General features: G+C 39.8%; 8 protein-coding genes. All 8 read left to right on the plus strand.

Annotation, left to right across the window (positions count from 1 at the left end; genetic code table 11):
• The first annotated feature begins 11 nt into the window (after nucleotides 1–11).
• The 8 genes from ACYVM0_RS00080 (at nucleotide 12) to ACYVM0_RS00115 (ending at nucleotide 17,297) form a co-directional block, all read left to right on the plus strand.
• Nucleotides 12–1,511 (plus strand): RagB/SusD family nutrient uptake outer membrane protein, encoded by a 1,500-nt coding sequence (locus ACYVM0_RS00080; RefSeq protein WP_460550588.1) that lies wholly within the window; start codon nucleotides 12–14, stop codon nucleotides 1,509–1,511.
• Nucleotides 1,512–1,537: 26 nt separating this feature from the next.
• Nucleotides 1,538–3,226 carry a fasciclin domain-containing protein gene (locus ACYVM0_RS00085; protein WP_460550591.1) on the plus strand — a complete coding sequence of 563 codons (1,689 nt, stop codon included), beginning with the start codon at nucleotides 1,538–1,540 and terminating at the stop codon, nucleotides 3,224–3,226.
• Nucleotides 3,227–3,256: 30 nt separating this feature from the next.
• A complete protein-coding gene (locus tag ACYVM0_RS00090; RefSeq protein WP_460550594.1) occupies nucleotides 3,257–4,696 on the plus strand; it encodes a fasciclin domain-containing protein in 1,440 nt (479 codons plus the stop codon).
• 33 nt (nucleotides 4,697–4,729) lie between these two features.
• Complete coding sequence (locus ACYVM0_RS00095; protein WP_460550597.1) at nucleotides 4,730–7,882, plus strand: SusC/RagA family TonB-linked outer membrane protein; 3,153 nt, start codon at nucleotides 4,730–4,732, stop codon at nucleotides 7,880–7,882.
• A gap of 29 nt (nucleotides 7,883–7,911) precedes the next feature.
• The gene (locus ACYVM0_RS00100) at nucleotides 7,912–9,693 is read left to right on the plus strand and encodes a RagB/SusD family nutrient uptake outer membrane protein (RefSeq protein WP_460556275.1); all 1,782 of its coding nucleotides are present in this window, start codon (nucleotides 7,912–7,914) and stop codon (nucleotides 9,691–9,693) included.
• A 199-nt stretch (nucleotides 9,694–9,892) separates the two neighbouring features.
• Nucleotides 9,893–11,131, plus strand: coding sequence for a hypothetical protein (locus tag ACYVM0_RS00105; protein WP_460550600.1), 1,239 nt, complete (start codon nucleotides 9,893–9,895; stop codon nucleotides 11,129–11,131).
• A gap of 218 nt (nucleotides 11,132–11,349) precedes the next feature.
• Nucleotides 11,350–13,758: a glycoside hydrolase family 2 TIM barrel-domain containing protein gene (locus ACYVM0_RS00110; protein ID WP_460550603.1), complete on the plus strand. Its 2,409-nt coding sequence runs from the start codon at nucleotides 11,350–11,352 to the stop codon at nucleotides 13,756–13,758.
• 425 nt (nucleotides 13,759–14,183) lie between these two features.
• A complete protein-coding gene (locus tag ACYVM0_RS00115) occupies nucleotides 14,184–17,297 on the plus strand; it encodes a SusC/RagA family TonB-linked outer membrane protein (protein ID WP_460550606.1) in 3,114 nt (1,037 codons plus the stop codon).
• Nucleotides 17,298–17,311: the final 14 nt, after the last annotated feature.

The following is a 17,311-nucleotide window of genomic DNA, read 5'->3' on the forward strand; positions in this document are numbered from 1 at the left end:
AAAGAAATACAATGTTTACAAAAACAATTTTCAAAGTACTGGCTGTAGTGTTGCTGCTGCCTGTTGTATCCTGTAAAAAATGGCTCGACCTTCAACCACAGGATGGTTTAACCGGTGCCGAATACTGGAAAACAAAAGAACAGGTAGCCGCTGCCGTTACTGGTATTTATGCTTCACTAACCGGCTCTGCAACGGGTTCAAGGAGCGCTGCTGAATCTTTCTTTCTTTGGGGAGAATTGAGGGCAGATATGATTACCAGTACACTGGCTACCACACCCGAACAGATAGATGTGATCAACGTAAATATTTTACCTACCAATGGTATCGCTAACTGGAGAGGCATTTACGAGACCATCAACTACTGCAATACCGTGATTGACTTTGCACCCGGTGTATTGGCAAAAGACGCCACCTTTACGCAATCGGCATTGGATAAAGCTATTGCCGAAGCAAAAGCAGTAAGGGCATTAATGTATTTTTACCTGGTACGTACATTTGACCAGGTGCCTTTAAAATTAAAATCAACTTCAAGTGATAAGGATATTGTTTCATTGGCTAAAAGCTCACAAGACGAAGTGCTTACCCAGGCATTAAAAGATTTGAGTGAAGCAGAAACTTATGCCGTGTCAGATTACGGAGACAGGGCATCAAATAAAGGAAGAATTACCAAAGCTACCATCAATGCTATACAGGCAGATATTTACCTGTGGCAGGAAAAATATACAGAATGTGTTGCGGCCTGTAATAAGGTGATCAACACCAATCAATTTGGTTTGATAGACGGAACAGATGCCAATATCTGGTACAGGACTTTATATGTAAACGGCAACAGTAATGAGAGTTTATTTGAATTGCAGTTTGATAACCAGAAATTAAATCCTTTCTATACAATTTTCAATACTACACAAAAGAAATTCTTAGCCAGCCCCATTGTAATGGATGAAATATACACGGTTGATTTTACTGATCCGTTAAAATTTGATATTCGTGCAGATGGTGCAGCTGTAAGGTCAACCGACCAGTTGATATGGAAATACATCGGGCTTACCAATACCACAGCCCGTGCACAGGAAGAATCCTATGCACACTGGATCATGTACAGGTATGCGGATATTTTATTAATGAAAGCCGAAGCCCAAAATCAATTGGGCAACGGGCAGGAAGCTTTAAATATCATTGCCCTGATAAGAGCAAGGGCAAGAGCTTTGATAGCTACCGCTGCAAATCCGGCGCCTAATGATAAAATAGCTGTTGCTGATTATATTTTAAAGGAAAGGGCAAGGGAATTTGCTTTTGAAGGTAAACGCTGGTATGATATTTTAAGAAATGCCCGCCGCAATAATTATCAGCGCCTGGACCTGTTGCTGGATATGGTTGCAGGAACGGTGCCGCCTAACCGCCAGCAATCGGCCATCGCAAAATTTAAAGATAAAAATTGCCACTACCTGCCTATTTACACCTATGAATTAACTACCAACAAAGCTTTAGTACAAAACCCTTTTTATAAATAAATCATTTACAAAATAAACCAAAGCGTATGAAAAAATATTTAAGCATTATGGCTTCAGCAATAGTTGGCCTGCTTATAATTTTTTACACCGGTAGCTGTAAAAAAATAAAATATGTGGAAAGTACAACTACTGACCTCAATATTTATGGTTACATCAAAGCCAACCCGTCTAAATATTCTTCTATTACTGCAATAGTGGATAAATCGGGTTATGCCGGTTTTTTAAATGCATACGGCTCGTACACTATGTTTGTACCTACCGATAGTGCTGTGGGGTTGTATTTAACAGAAGTAAATAAAACCTTAACCGGTTTAACAGAAAAGGAAGCACAGGATATTGTAAAATTTCATCTGCTGGAAGATACGCTTACTACCGCTTCATTTAAAGACGGTAAGTTGCCTACTATAACTATGTATGGCCAATACCTGGTAACCGGTGTTGAAAATAAAAGCGGGGCATCTACATTTTTAATTAACCGCCAGGGTACTGTTACACAAGGCAATATTAAAACCGGCAATGGCCTTATACACCAGATAGACCATGTATTAAAACCAGCCTCTAAAACTGTAGCTGAATTAATTTCTGCTGATGCAAGGTTCTCTATTTTTAAGCAGGCGCTTCAGGCTACCGGGTATTATGATACGCTGAATACCATCAACAGCACAACGCCTTCTTTAAGAAGATGGTTTACTGTATTTGCTGAAACCAACCAGGCATTGGCTGACTCAGGTATTACAAGTTTTGCAGCACTTAAAACAAAGTATTCCAATACAGGCAATCCTTTAAATCCATTGGATAGTTTAAGCATCTATGTAAAATATCATATCATTCCGGATACCAAATACCTTGCGGATATTGTATCTGCCAGCTCTCATACCACATTAGCGCCATTAGAAGTACTGGCATCAAAACTGGATGATGTAAAAGTTTTACTGAATGATCTTGATTTTAATGGTGTGCACGAAAAAGGAGTGGAGATAGAACGTTCAACAAGTGATCTGTCTGCAACTACAGGCGTATTACATACTGCCCTGGCTCATTTTGCTCCAAAGATTCGCCAGCCATCGGCCGTATATTGGGATGTGGCAGATTTTCCTGAAGTAAGAAAATTACCAGCGGTTTTCAGAAGAGGTAATTTCAGTTTTGCCTATGGTGCTATTAAAGATATTACCTGGGACAGAACTACTAACACCATGGACTATGCGTACACCACATCTTCTTCAATAAATGTATACTGGGGTGATTATTTAAGTGTGCCCATGGGTAATACCACAAGGCATAACTGGATAGAATTTACAACACCCATCATTATTAAAGGAAGGTATAAAGTATGGGTTTGTTACAGGGCAGCCAAAGGTTCGGGTACTGTTGGTTTACCGGGTGGTTCCAATATGCCGGTGCAGCCTTCGTTTGATGGTGTTGACCTGTCAAGGCAATTCAACTTCTGTGAGCAGCGACCCAACCTGTCTGATGGTGAACTGGAAGCATTGGGTTGGAAAAAATACTCTCCCAGTGCCACCCAGTTTATGACGGGTAAATTCCTCGGCATTATAGATGTACCAACTACTGACCGTCATAAATTCAGGTTGCGGTCATTACCAGCAGCAGGTACCGGTAACCCATCAGATTATTTAGACATGGTTCATTTTATTCCGATCAATCAAAACCAATATTTACCAAGATTTAATACTGACGGAACATTACAGTATTTCTAAAAGATAACCATAGCAATTAAATAGCAGAAAATGTATAATAAAAAATATATAACGGGGATTGTTTTGCTCTTTACCATGATGATTACAGGGTGTAATAAATGGAAAGACCATAATGAAGTAACGCAACAAGACCTTACGCAAAACCTTTTACAGGCTGTATCTTCCAACCCCGATCTGAGTAAGTTCAGGGAATATGTAGGCCTTGCCGGTTTGGATTCTGTATTGCAGGCGTCAAAAACATTTACCGTTTGGGCACCTAATAATGCAGCATTGCAAAGCATTGATCCGGCCACAGTAGCAGATAAGGTAAAGCTGAGGGCCTTTATACTCAACCATATTTCCAATCAATTATATTTTATTAAAGATGTGGTAACACCTGCACGTATATTGATGCTGAGTGGTAAGTATAATAATTTCAGCAGTGCAAAATTTGATGAGGCAGCTTTAGTAAGCACAGATAAATATGTAAGCAACGGCGTACTGCATACTATAAATGCAATGGTGCCACCTTTGCAGAATATATGGGATTACATTAATGCCACTACTGCACAATATGCACAAAATGCGTACGTAAAAAGTTTAAACTACAATGGCTTTGACCCGGCACTGGCTATCATTGACAGCATCAGTGTAATTACGGGCTTGCCTGTTTACCGCCCCGGCACCGGTATTGTACAAAAAAATTATTTTAACGACAGGGTGTACGACATGAAAAGAGAAGATAAGCAATACACTTATTTTGTAATGCAGGATGCTAATTTTGTGCTGGAAGCTGATTCGCTGAAACCTTATTTTGCAACTACCACTACAACTGCCACCGATAGTTTAACCAGGTGGAATGTGGTGAAAGACCTGGCTTATGATGTACCTTATCAGACAGTTTTCCAGGTACCACAGCCTTTAATTTCAAGATCGGGTATAAGCGTACCGGTAAGCAGTGCTTTTGTTGTGGATATTAAAAAGATGAGTAACGGTTACGTGTACATTATGAGTAAGGTAGATGTGCCTACAAAAAATAAATTTCTGCCAATAACTTTAGAAGGCGAATTTCCAACAGGATTTTTGCAAAATGATAAAACCGGATTTATCAATTACCGCCTTCGCCTGAACCCGGTTACAGGGTTGAATTTTTCAGATATCCTCATCAGCGGGCACGGGGTAACCACCTTTTATTCTTTTTACAGAACTTCTGAAACACCTAGCATCAAATACCAGGTATATGCCAAGGCTACCAACGATTTTCAAACGGGAGCTTTCAATCAAACCATTAACGCATGGAATACCAGTTTAGGTGCATTAACGGGTACCTTAACCCATGCGGTGCCTTTGTATACTGCAACAGGTGCTTATAACGAAGTATATGTAGGCGATATCACCAACACCAGGTTTGGTACGGTTGACTGGAGGATAACTGCAGTTACCACAGGGCCCATCCTGCTGGATTATATCAGATTAGTACCAGTGCCATAAAAATTCATTATCAAAGTTTATCATTCTATTATCATGCATATTTTTAAGAAAATAATTACACTGTCGGTTGCATTGGCTGCCTGCTTTTTTGTGCAGGCGCAAAAAAAGGGTAAGGCTGCCGCTGAAAATAAATTCAGGGTAGAGGGTACCGTTACCAGTGCTGCAACAGGAAAACCCATTCGTGGTATAAGGTTAACCTATAAAGAATTTGCAGCTTCTATTACAGATAGCAGCGGCAATTTCTCTATTAACCTTCCTGTACAGGAAGGCCTGCTGTTACTGGAAGGAGATGGCTACCAGTCAAAAGAAGTTCCGGTAAGGGGTCAGCGTACCTTAAAGATCTCGATGTATGAAGATGGATTTGCATCTTCATCAGACGGTGTTGACCTGCCACAGGGCAGAACCACGCAAACAATGAGCCCCTACGCTGCAACAGGCGTGCAGGTATCTGATGGGTGGAACAGGTATGGAGAAACTCCCGACGCTTACCTGCAGGGAAGAGTAGCCGGATTAAATGTTATCCGCCGCAGCGGAACACAAAATATTGGCGCTGCACTTTTTTTACGTGGTATCAATTCTTTGTACGCCACCAATCAGCCATTGATAGTGGTAGATGGTATTGTTTTCAATAACAGCAATGTGGGAGGTTCTATCATATCCAACAATTACACCAACCCGCTTTCTACAATTGATGTAAGAGACATTGATAATATATCGGTACTTAAAGACGCTTCTTCGTTATATGGTACCAAGGGCGGTAACGGCGCTATCATCATCACTACCATCAGGGCCAAAGAGCTGGGCACAAAAATTGATTTTGCGGTATATGGCGGGTACAATGCGGTTCCAAAAAATCTGCCGGTATTAAAATCAGGTGACTACAGAACCTATCTTTCAGAAATTCTGAAAACAAAAGGTATGAGCGATGCCGACATACAGAAACAACCTTACATGAATGATGATCCTTCTGTTGCCGGTTATTATGCTTATCATAATGAAACCAACTGGCAGGACCTGGTAATGCAGAAAGCCTACACCAAGAACGTGTATTTAAAAGTTACCGGTGGTGATAACATTGCAAAGTATGCTATCTCATTAGGTTTTTTAAATAACGACGGACTTACGAAAAATACTGACCTCTCTAAATATAACATGCGTTTTAATGGCGACCTTAATTTAAGCCGCCGCATGACGGCCACCACTAATTTAAGTTTCACTTTTTCTGAACAGAATTTAAGAGACCAGGGAAATGCTGCTAAAACAAATCCGCTTTTCCTGGCGTTGGTAAAAGCGCCTTTCCTGCGTACCAATGACGTATCAGCAACTGGAGTTGAATCCCCGATCATTGCAGACAGGGATACTTTAAATATCAGTAACCCCGTAGCAATTACGGAACTTGGCCAGGGCTTAAATAAAGCGTATCGCTTTATGGGGTCAATGGGCTTTAAATATGAGATCACCAAAGACATTGATTTTACAACTACGGTAGGTATTATATACAATAAGGTGAGGGAAAGTTTTTTTGTGCCACGTAAAGGTGTGGTGCCCGATACACTTAGCAATGCCGTTGCATACAGCAGGCTGGGTACACAGGTTACTTCTCTGTTCTCTATATTTAACGATACCCGTTTAACCTACTCCAAAGTATTTAACAAAGTACATTCATTCTCTGCAAGGGCAGGGGTAAGGTATATGAAAGATAAAACTGAACAGGATTATGGTTTGGGGTACAACTCTGCCATTGACGAATTGGTAAGTGTGGGTAATGGCGTAAATGGCCTGAGAAAAATTGGCGGCGAAATAGGAGAATCAAAATGGGTGAACAGTTATTTAAATGCTGATTACTCTTATGCGGATAAATATTTTTTATCTGCCAACCTTGCTGCTGATGCATCAAGCCGCTTTGGTAAAAATGTGAACAGCGGCATAAATGTTAACGGTAATGTTTTTGCAGTATTACCTTCCGTTGCTGCAGCATGGCTTATCTCAGGCGAAAAAGCCATGGAAGATAGTAAAATAGACCTGCTGAAATTAAGGGCATCTTATGGCTTATCGGGCAACGATGATATTGGTAATTACACCGCACAAAGAACTTATGTGTCTCAAAACCTTTTAGGTATGCAGGGACTGGTACGTGCAGGTATTGCCAACGACCAGTTGCAATGGGAGCAGGTAAAAAAATTAAATGTTGGTGTAGACCTTGCTGTACTGAACGAAAGATTACAATTTAGTTTTGACGGCTACAGTAATAAAACCAATAAACTGATTGTATACGAACCGGCAGCAACTGCAAGTGGTTTTGATTATGTTATCACCAACAGCGGCGCTCTAAAAACAACAGGTGTTGAATTTACTGCTGCAGCAAGAGTAATCAATAAAAAGAATTTTAATTGGGATGCAGGGTTTAATATTGGTCACTATGCTTCATCAGTTACCCAATTGCCCACCAGTAAAATTGTAACCCAATTTGGTGGGGCCACTTATGTAACACAGGTTAACAGTGCACCTAACGAATTTTACGGGCACCAGGCAAACGGCGTGTATACGTCCGATGCAGTAGCTGCTGCAGAAGGCTTATCTGTTCGTAAAGCAGATGGTACACTGGCCGCATTTAAAGGTGGCGATATCAGGTTCACTGATTTAAACGGCGATAAAATAATTGATGATAACGACAGGGTGATACTGGGTAATCCTAACCCGGATATTTATGGCTCTTTCTATAATAAATTTTCTTACAAAAGATTTTCTTTAAATACCGTATTTACTTTTTCTTACGGTAACGAAATTTACAACTACACCCGTGCACAGCTGGAAGGTATGAATAACGCCTACAATCAAACCGAAGCGGTGTTAAACAGGTGGAGGGCAAATGGCCAGGTTACCAGTATGCCAAAAGCAACATGGGGCGACCCGATGGGTAACTCACGTTTCAGCAGCAGGTGGATTGAAGATGGTTCTTACCTGCGCCTGAGGGTGGTTACATTCTCCTACGATTTGCCTGTAAGGTCAAACTTCTTTAAATATGCTACAGTGTATGCTACCGGTAATAACCTGGTAACATTAACCAACTATAAAGGGTACGATCCGGAATTCAGTGCAACAGAAAGTATTTTTGGCCAGGGAGTGGATAATACATTGGAACCACAATTCAGGTCGGTTCAGGTAGGTTTTAAAATTGGTTTATAATAAAATTCAGTTACAAAATTTTTATAGTGATGAAATTAATTAATAAAATAGCAGTTGGTTTTCTTACAGCGGGCACATTGTTCGCCATGTCTTCCTGCAAAAAATTAGTGGATGTACAACCCCAGACCACAGTGGGCATTGCCAACATGTATCGTAATGTGTTTGATGCAGATGCTGCTGTAATTGGCGTATATGGCAAAGTGATGAAAATAGCAAAGCCATACCTGTTACTGAACGAATTAAGGGGCGACCTGATGGATATTACCAGTAACGCAGATGCAAACCTGCGCCAGATCAGCGAACATACTGCAACGGTTAACAATCCGTATATTGATCCGCAGCCTTTTTATGATGTGATTGTAAATTGTAACGATGTACTGGACAATTTTAAAAAGATGTATGCCCAGAGCAAACTTAAAGCCGAGGAGTTTAACCAGCGCTATTCAGATATTGCATCTATACGGAGCTGGGTGTATTTACAATTGGGGATTCACTATGGTAAAATACCTTATGTTACAAACCCTGTGGTAACTTTAAAAGACCTGAAAGACAGTACCAACTTTCCTACAATAACATTGCCTGTATTAATCGATTCACTGGTATCGTTTACAGAAAAATTACCTTTTACAGATGATTACCCAAGTGGTACTACTTTGCAAACCGTTGTTGATGGTTACAGTACTTCAAAATTCTTTATCAATAAAAATATTTTAATGGGCGACCTGTACCTGTGGCAGGGCCAGTACGATAAAGCGGCCGACAGGTATAAACGAGTGTTGGAAATTGGGGGCCCGGTGGGTAACTCTGAGTTATGGTATAATCAATACCGTATATCCAGCTTTGGTAATGCAGGGATAAGCTATTCCAGAACTTTCGATTTTAATTCGCTGGTATATACCAACGGCTGGAGGTATTTGTTTGAAAGGCCGCAGGTGGATAATGAATTTAACTGGGAAATGATCTGGAGTTTACCTTTCGATAAAAACTTTGAACCGGTGAATCCTTTCATCGACCTGTTTTCTCCAAACGGCGGAAGTTACCTGGTAAGGCCGGCCCAGCAGGCAATGGATTACTGGAACGCACAAACGCAGGTATATGTGTTTACTGCTGCAACAGTAACTGCAGGCGAAGTATTAAGGGATAATTTTCCAACAGACTCTAGGGCTAATTTCACGTACAGGAATATTAACGGGCAACCGGTGATAATGAAATACCTGTATAATTACCTGGGTACCGATAACCAGCCCATCAATGCGTTGAGTAAATCGGGCAAGTGGTTTTTATGCCGTGCGGCTAACCTGCACCTGCATTATGCAGAAGCGGCTAACCGTGCCGGTAAGTACAGGGTAGCTTATGCCCTGGTGAATAAAGGTATTGGTTATACATACGATCCTTTTCCCGGTAATTCGGTATCTGCCAACAGGGACGTAACCAATTACCAGCAAACATTTTTACCATGGCCTTATGATTTTGATGCCAGGGGCGGGCAGGCACCGGCTTACAGGAATACCTGGTACAGGAATATTGGTATAAGGGGAAGAGCAAATTTAAAACCTGTTACATTGCCATTAACAGACAGCGTTACCAATGTTGAAAATATGATCATCACAGAAGATGCACTGGAACTGGCTTACGAAGGTGAGCGCTGGCCCGACCTGCTGAGGGTTGCTATACGCCGCAACGACCCTGCATTTATTGCTGATAAGGTTTATGATAAACTACGTAAATCAGGTTTATCTGCTGCTACCGCTACCGCAGCCAGAACCAAGCTGATGAATAAAGATTGGTTCTTACCATTTAAATTTAATTAAGGAAACTATTTATATTTTATTAAAAAAGTGCATGTCGAAAACATGCACTTTTTTGTATTGGACAACTGGTATCATCTTTGCTGATACTAATGTTATTTTAAATAAGTGTATTAATAAATACAATCCCTCTATAAATAAAAATATTTTTACATTACTTATACGCTGATGGTACTTCAATTTTTGATTTATATTTGTTTTAATGGACAAAAGGACAACACTGAATGAGATTATTAAATGCTGTGAGATCCGATTTGATCGTGGCGATGCGGCTACCTGGAAGCATGGCTATTTTGTGGACTTGCACCGGGATATTCAACTTGATACCAATACTAACATAAGCCCCAGCACCCTCAAAAGAATATTTGGAAAAGTTGCCGTTGATGATGAATATGTTCCGCAACAAGCTACATTAGATGCTTTAAAAAAATATGGGAGATATGTGGAGACTGTCAATCCACAAATTGCGCAACCAACTTCACCGCCTCCACTCAAAAAAACAGGTAGGTTCAACCGAAGGAAGATTACACTTTGTATTGTTATAGTAAGTGCAGCGATAATTGGGGTGTTGATTTGGCGACTTTCGAAGCCCAACAACATTTCGGGTAAAATTAATATTACAAGAATTGAAGGACAATTACCCGCTACCAGTTTTTTTGAATTACAATTACCAGAAACGAACGATAGCTTATTTGTCAATTTCGGTGACAAATCCCCTTTAGTATTTATAAAGCCTGGTGAAAAAAAAGCCGCACATATCTATTATTTTCCCGGAGTTTTTACGGTATCTGTTTTAACTCGGCAACAAACAATTGCTGCTACCAATACTTATATAAAATCTGATAATTGGATTGCTTTTGCCTGCCACCGACAAGATGATATACCCGTTCATTTTTATGCATTTCCCGTTGTAAAAAACCCTAATGATAGTTCGTTTAAAATTACCAATACTCAATTGTCTACTTTAGGATTGGATACCACCGGACCTATTTTAAGCAGACTTTCTAACTATACTCCTGTATCGCACAATGCAGATGATTTCATATTTGAAACTTCTTTTAAAAATTTCTTACCTGACAAAGGTGTTTTCTGTCGCAGCACGCAGTTTCAAATAGCAGGTAGTAATAGTATGATCCGGTTTAGATTAGTTAGTTCAGGTTGTAGCTTACGAATTTTAAATGTTGTAAGTGAACAAACATTCAAAGGCGCAACTGATAATCTTTCACAATTTGTGTTTGACCTGGGCCAGTGGAATAATGTGAAACTGGTGAATCGTAATAAACAAGTAACATTATTCGTAAAAGGTAAAGAAATTTTCTCCGGGTCTTATCAGCAAAGCTTAGGCGATCTACGAGGTTTGTTCCTGGAATTTGAAGGCACCGGTATCGTGAAAACCTGCGACCTCAAATCTTCTGACGGAAAAGTCCTGTATCATTTTTAAGAAATAACTATACTTTCCAATTTTTACAAGCTTCATTTCGCCATTCTGGCCTTGTTCATTATTGTTAATCACCGTTCATTTATAAGTAGTTATGTTGTTCATTGTTTTGCTAATATTTTGAACAGCAAATCCTCTCGTTTCTACAACTATAACTTCTACCTTTTTGCTCGACAATGATTAAAACAGGTCTTGTCTTTTCTAATATGTAAATTTTGAAAATGAATAGGAGAATCTTGCTAACCATTATTGCCATCTGTTTCGCCACCTTATTGTCTGCACAAAATAACAACGAGGCTATCAGGATAAACCAACTTTTTAATTTCGGTTGGAAGTTTAAAGCTGGTGAAATAGCCAATGCACAAGAACCAAATTTCGATGATAAAGATTGGCGCAAATTAGATCTGCCACATGATTTCCAGTTTGAACAACCATGGGATAGTTCGGCCAGTCGTGGCCGTGGATTTAAAGCAATGGGTACAGGTTGGTATCGAAAAACATTTAAAGCCAATGTTGCATGGAAAGGTAAAATGGTATTGCTGGATTTTGAAGGCATCATGTTGCATGGTGAGGTATGGGTAAATGGAAAGAAAATTGGCAAAACTGATTATGGTTATTTGGGTTTTGAAGCGGATATGGCAGGGGTCATTAAGTACGATGCAGATAATATAGTTGCTGTACGGGCTGCTACAGATGGAGGTTCCCGTTGGTATACCGGTGGTGGGCTATTTCGTGATGTGCACCTGGTTGTGAAAGATTCTGTCTCCATTGCACGACATGGCATTTTTATAACTACTCCAAATGTGACAGATAAAAATGCCGAAGTAAAAGTGCAGGTAGAAGTAGCCGGAATAAAAAATAAACAATACGAACTGGAGATCAATACAATTATATTTGACCCGGGAGGGAAACAAGTAGCAACAACAAAAACAGGGGCACCCAAAAAATCAAAATTGATTGAAGTTGAAGTGCCGTTGCCAACAATTACTATTGCTTATCCACAACTATGGAGTTGCGAAACACCTAATCTTTATTCTGCTGAAGTTGAATTATTATTAAATGGTAAAGTGGTTGATAAACTCACCAAAAAATTTGGTATCCGTACTATTGAGTTTTCCAAAGAATTTGGTTTGAAATTAAATGGCAAAAAAGTTTTTTTGAAAGGTGTTGCCAATCATCATGACCAGGGAGCAGTTGGTGCAGCTGATTATGAAACATCTATTGCGAGAATGATGGACCAATTAAAAGCATTTGGTTTTAATCATATCCGCACTTCACACAATCCATATTCAGAAACATTTTTCAACCTGGCTGATGAAAAGGGAATTTTAGTAGTGGATGAGTTGTATGATAAATGGGGCAGCAAAGTTGCGTGGGCAGGTAGTGCACCATGGAATGATCTATGGTATAATAATATAAAGGAATGGATCAAACGAGATAGAAATCATCCATCGGTGATCATGTGGAGCTTTGGTAATGAATTACAATTCCAGGAAGAAAGATGGGAATTTCCAACCAGTGATTGGGGCGTAACAACTTATAAATTGATGGATGTGGTAGCAAAACGTTATGACCCTACCCGTAAAACAACTGTTGCTATGTATCCTGCCCGTGCCGGTGGCATTATTAAAGCGGATCCGGATTTTAAGATCAAAGATAATATTGTTCCTCCTGAATTAGCGACTGTAACAGATGTTGCCAGTTTTAATTATGTGTGGGATGATTACCAGGAATATTTAAAACATGCACCTGATATGATCGTTTATCAGAGTGAGGCTGTAACAAATGAATTGGCTGCTCCATTTTTTGGTATGGATCAAAATAAAATGGTGGGCCTGGCTTATTGGGGTGGTATTGAATATTGGGGAGAATCGCAGGGCTGGCCAAGCAAGGGTTGGAACTATTCTTTTTTCAATCATTCCCTGGAACCCAACCCACAAGCTTATTTAATTAAATCAGTTTTCAACAACGAACCGTTAGTGCATATTGGTATAGTGGATAATGAAGCTGAATCGCATTTGTGGAATGATGTGGTAGTTGGACGAAAATATATTTCATCACATTGGAACCGGGAGGAAGGAAAAAAATACAACCTGTATACATATACCAATGCAGCAACAGTAGAATTATTCGTTAATGGAAAATCTATCGGGATACAAAAGAATATTACGGAAACAAATAAGCGAAATGTTATTTATTGGAAAGATGTTCCTTATTCAGCTGGAAAAATTATTGCCATTGCAAAGGATGGTACAGGTAAAGAAGTAGCCCGTCATATGCTTGAAACCACCGGCGATGCAGTTGCAGTAAAAATAGTAACAGAAAATGCTAATTGGAAAGCCGATGGGATAAATCTGCAATACATAAGAGTATATGCAGTAGATAAAGAAGGAAGAACTGTACCTACATTTAAAGGTGATGCAACATTTGAAATTAGTGGCGAAGCCACATTGATCGCTGTAGATAATGGAGATCATTCAAGTGATGAACTTTTTTCCGGTACACAACGAAAAATGTACAAAGGATTTGCGATGGCCATACTTCGTGCCAAACAAACAGCAGGTAAAGTAAAGGTTACTATATTAGTTAAGGGGTTGAAACCGGCAGAGAAAATATTGAGTACGAAGTAGAAATTGGACTTTTTGAGTAAAGCCATGATTTGGTGTACTTTAATAAAGATAGATGACAAGAGTAAACGAGGCTACCTGTCTTATGCAACAAGAAAGGTTCCGCAAGTTGATAAACAGGGAAAAATTGTTCAGCTTTTTTCTACTCCAGCCTTTTTGCAGCTTGTTAAAAATCAATAACTTAAAAGTATACCATTGTAGTATAGAACAGGATGGAGCAGGATGATGAAAAGTATGGTTTTTATAATTTGCTAACTCAACGATAGTCTTTTGCCCTTGCTATAGATACCTGAAATAGTGCTTTTACGCAAACGATTGCACAGATTTTTTCTCTTTCGCAAAATCAAAAAACTATTTTTAGAAAACAATTTCCCCCGCTATAAGGAAATTAAACGCTGCTATTTTTTAACCAAATTAACGATGCTATCATGAGTCAAAAATTCCTGAGGAAGAATTTTGCAATTCTCCTTCTATTCCTGATTTCTTCTTTTTCTGTTAAAGCACAAAGTTTTACTGTATCCGGTACAGTAATTGACGACGCCGGTAAGGCTTTGGAAGGTGCTACTGTAATGGAAAAAGGTACAAAAAATTCTGCTGTTACCGGCCCGGGAGGAACATTTAAATTGAATGTTTCGTCAGGCAAAGCAAAACTGTCCGTTAGTTTTGTAGGCCACGACCCACTGGAAATTGCAGTAAATAATAAAGCAGAACTATCAGTAGTATTAAAATCTACCAACGAAAGTTTAACTGATGTGGTGGTGATAGGTTATGCTACAGTTAAAAAGAAAGATGTAACCGGTGCGGTTGCCGGCATTAACCAAAATGACATTCGGTCACGACCAGTAACCAATGCACTGCAGGCTATGCAGGGTAAAGTAGCTGGTGTGGATATAACTTCTAATGAACGTCCCGGACAGGTAGGCGCTATTAACATTCGTGGCGTACGTTCTATTACGGCATCCAACACACCACTTTTTGTGGTGGATGGTATCCCGTTAACAACAGGTGGTATCGATTATATTAATCCCAATGATATAGAAACAATTGATGTGTTGAAGGATGCATCAGCTACGGCAATTTATGGTTCAAGAGGTGCAAATGGTGTGGTAATCGTTTCTACCAAGCAGGGTAAGGCAGGCAAGTTGCAAATCGGACTTAACAGTTCTGTTACGGTGGAAAATATAAATGATTACTCTCCGTCAATGACAGCCGCAGAATCTATTGATTTTCTACGCTGGGCCAGGTATTATGGTGGTTTTACTACCACAAGAGGTGATCAGCCAACAAGGTTAAATGATAGTGTTAACGTTATCAAGGCTACAACTGATCTTGCAGCCTGGGCTAACGTGGCAAAGGGTTGGGCAAAAGGTACCTGGGATGGTTCAGCAGTAACTACTACAGACTGGAAAGGTCTCGTTTCGCAACAAGGCATTACTACAGATCATACATTAAGTGTTAGCGGAGGTACCAATAAAGTGAAAGCTTATGCTTCATTTGGATACCTGAATAATAAGGGCACATCCATTGGCCAGAAATTTACAAGATTTTCCGGCAAAACCAGTGTTGATATACAGGCTACCAATTGGTTTAGTATGGGTATTAATATGAACGTGACCCAGAGTATACAGGAATTTGGGCAATCCAGCGGCGTGATCGGTTCCTTTGTGGGAAGCCCTGGTACAAGTATTTATGAATCGGCGAGAAGGCTGTACACTTATGCAGTTCCTTATGATGCTACAGGAGCCAGGGTGCTTTATCCAGGCGGTGATGTGGCTTTTAAAAACGTAGTGGATGAATGGAACTATTCGCAAGACCAACGCAAAACACTAAGGGCATTTGGTAGTTTGTATGCACAATTAGATTTTGGAAAAATGCATCCTGTTTTAAAAGGATTAAAATACAGGATGAACTTTGGCCCCGATTTTTCTACTTATCAAAATGGTATTTATATTGATGGGTTATCTTCTGCCAGCAGTGGCATCAGTTCTGCTTCTTTGCAAAAAGCGCAAACTTTTTCCTATACTTTAGATAACCTATTGTATTATGACAGAACAATAAAGAAGCATAGTTTTGGCGTTACGCTGTTGCAAAGTGCTACAAAATTCACATCCGATCCTGTTAGCACAATTGTAGGAACAGGTATACCGTTTGCCAGCCAGAAATGGTATACACTTAATAGTAGAGTTATTCCTTCAACCAATCTTTCTGTAAACTGGGTTTCAGACCTGATAGAGAGGCAATTGTTAAGCTATATGGCCCGCCTGAACTATGCATTTGACGACAGGTATTTGTTAACGGTATCCGCCCGCCAGGATGGTGCATCTCAATTTGCAGAGGGCAATAAATATTCTGTATTCCCCAGCGCCGCTTTAGCATGGCGTATCAATCACGAAAACTTCATGCAAAATATACATTGGGTTAACGATCTTAAACTGCGTGTAGGAGTTGGTGTTACAGGTAATTCAGCTGTTGATGCCTATAAAACAAACCCTGCTATTGTATCTTTATTCTATCCGTTTGTAGGAGCTGTCACCGCAGGGTCCATACCTTCTACAGAATTTGGCAACCCGGCACTGGGTTGGGAAAAAACTACCCAGTATAACCTGGGGCTGGATTTTTCTTTTTTCAAAAATCGTATCTCGGGTTCAGTTGATGTATATTCTTCCGATACCAAGGACCTTTTATTGTCACGTAGTATTCCTTCAGTTACAGGCTACCTCTCCACTCTACAAAATATCGGACAAACTGCAAACAAGGGTGTAGATATCAGTATCAATACTACAAACGTTGCAATAAGGGATTTTCAATGGACAACTAACTTCAATGCTTCATGGCAGAAAGATGAGATCGTTTCTTTGGCAAATGGTAAATCAGATGACATTAATAATACCTGGTTCATCGGCCAGCCTATTGGTGTAATTTATGGTATACCGGCTAATGGGTTATGGCATATATCCGATTCGGTGGAGATGAATAAATTTAATGCTAACCTGCCGGCAGGGTCTAAATTTTCTCCAGGAAATGTAAGGCCTGTAGATAAAAACGGAGATTACAAAATTGATGCAAATAACGACCGTGTAATCGTAGGATATACCAGGCCAAGATGGATAGTAGGTATGACCAACAGTTTTAGTTATAAAAATTTTGAACTTTCTGTGTTTTTATATGGCCGTTTGAACTACATGTTCAATACCGGCGGAGAAGCAATGGTAGCAAGATCCAGTACAAGAGCGCTTAACTATTATACCGAAGCTAATACCAATTCAGATTATCAAAAACCAATTTATTCAACAGGTACCGGTGATCTGTATTCTTCTTCTTTAGGATTTCAAAAAGCCTCTTTTATAAAGATCAGGAACATTTCTGCATCCTATAATCTTACCGGCAGGCCTTTAAAAGCAATGAACCTGCAGAGTTTAAGGGTGTTCTTCCAAATGGCTAACCCGGGTATGGTGTTCTCAAAGATAAAGTTCCTGGATATGGATGTGGCTGCAGCTACAAACAACCGCGGTATTACTGTAGGTATTAATGCGGCATTTTAAAACAACAAAAAAAT

The organism is Ferruginibacter profundus (assembly GCF_054783275.1).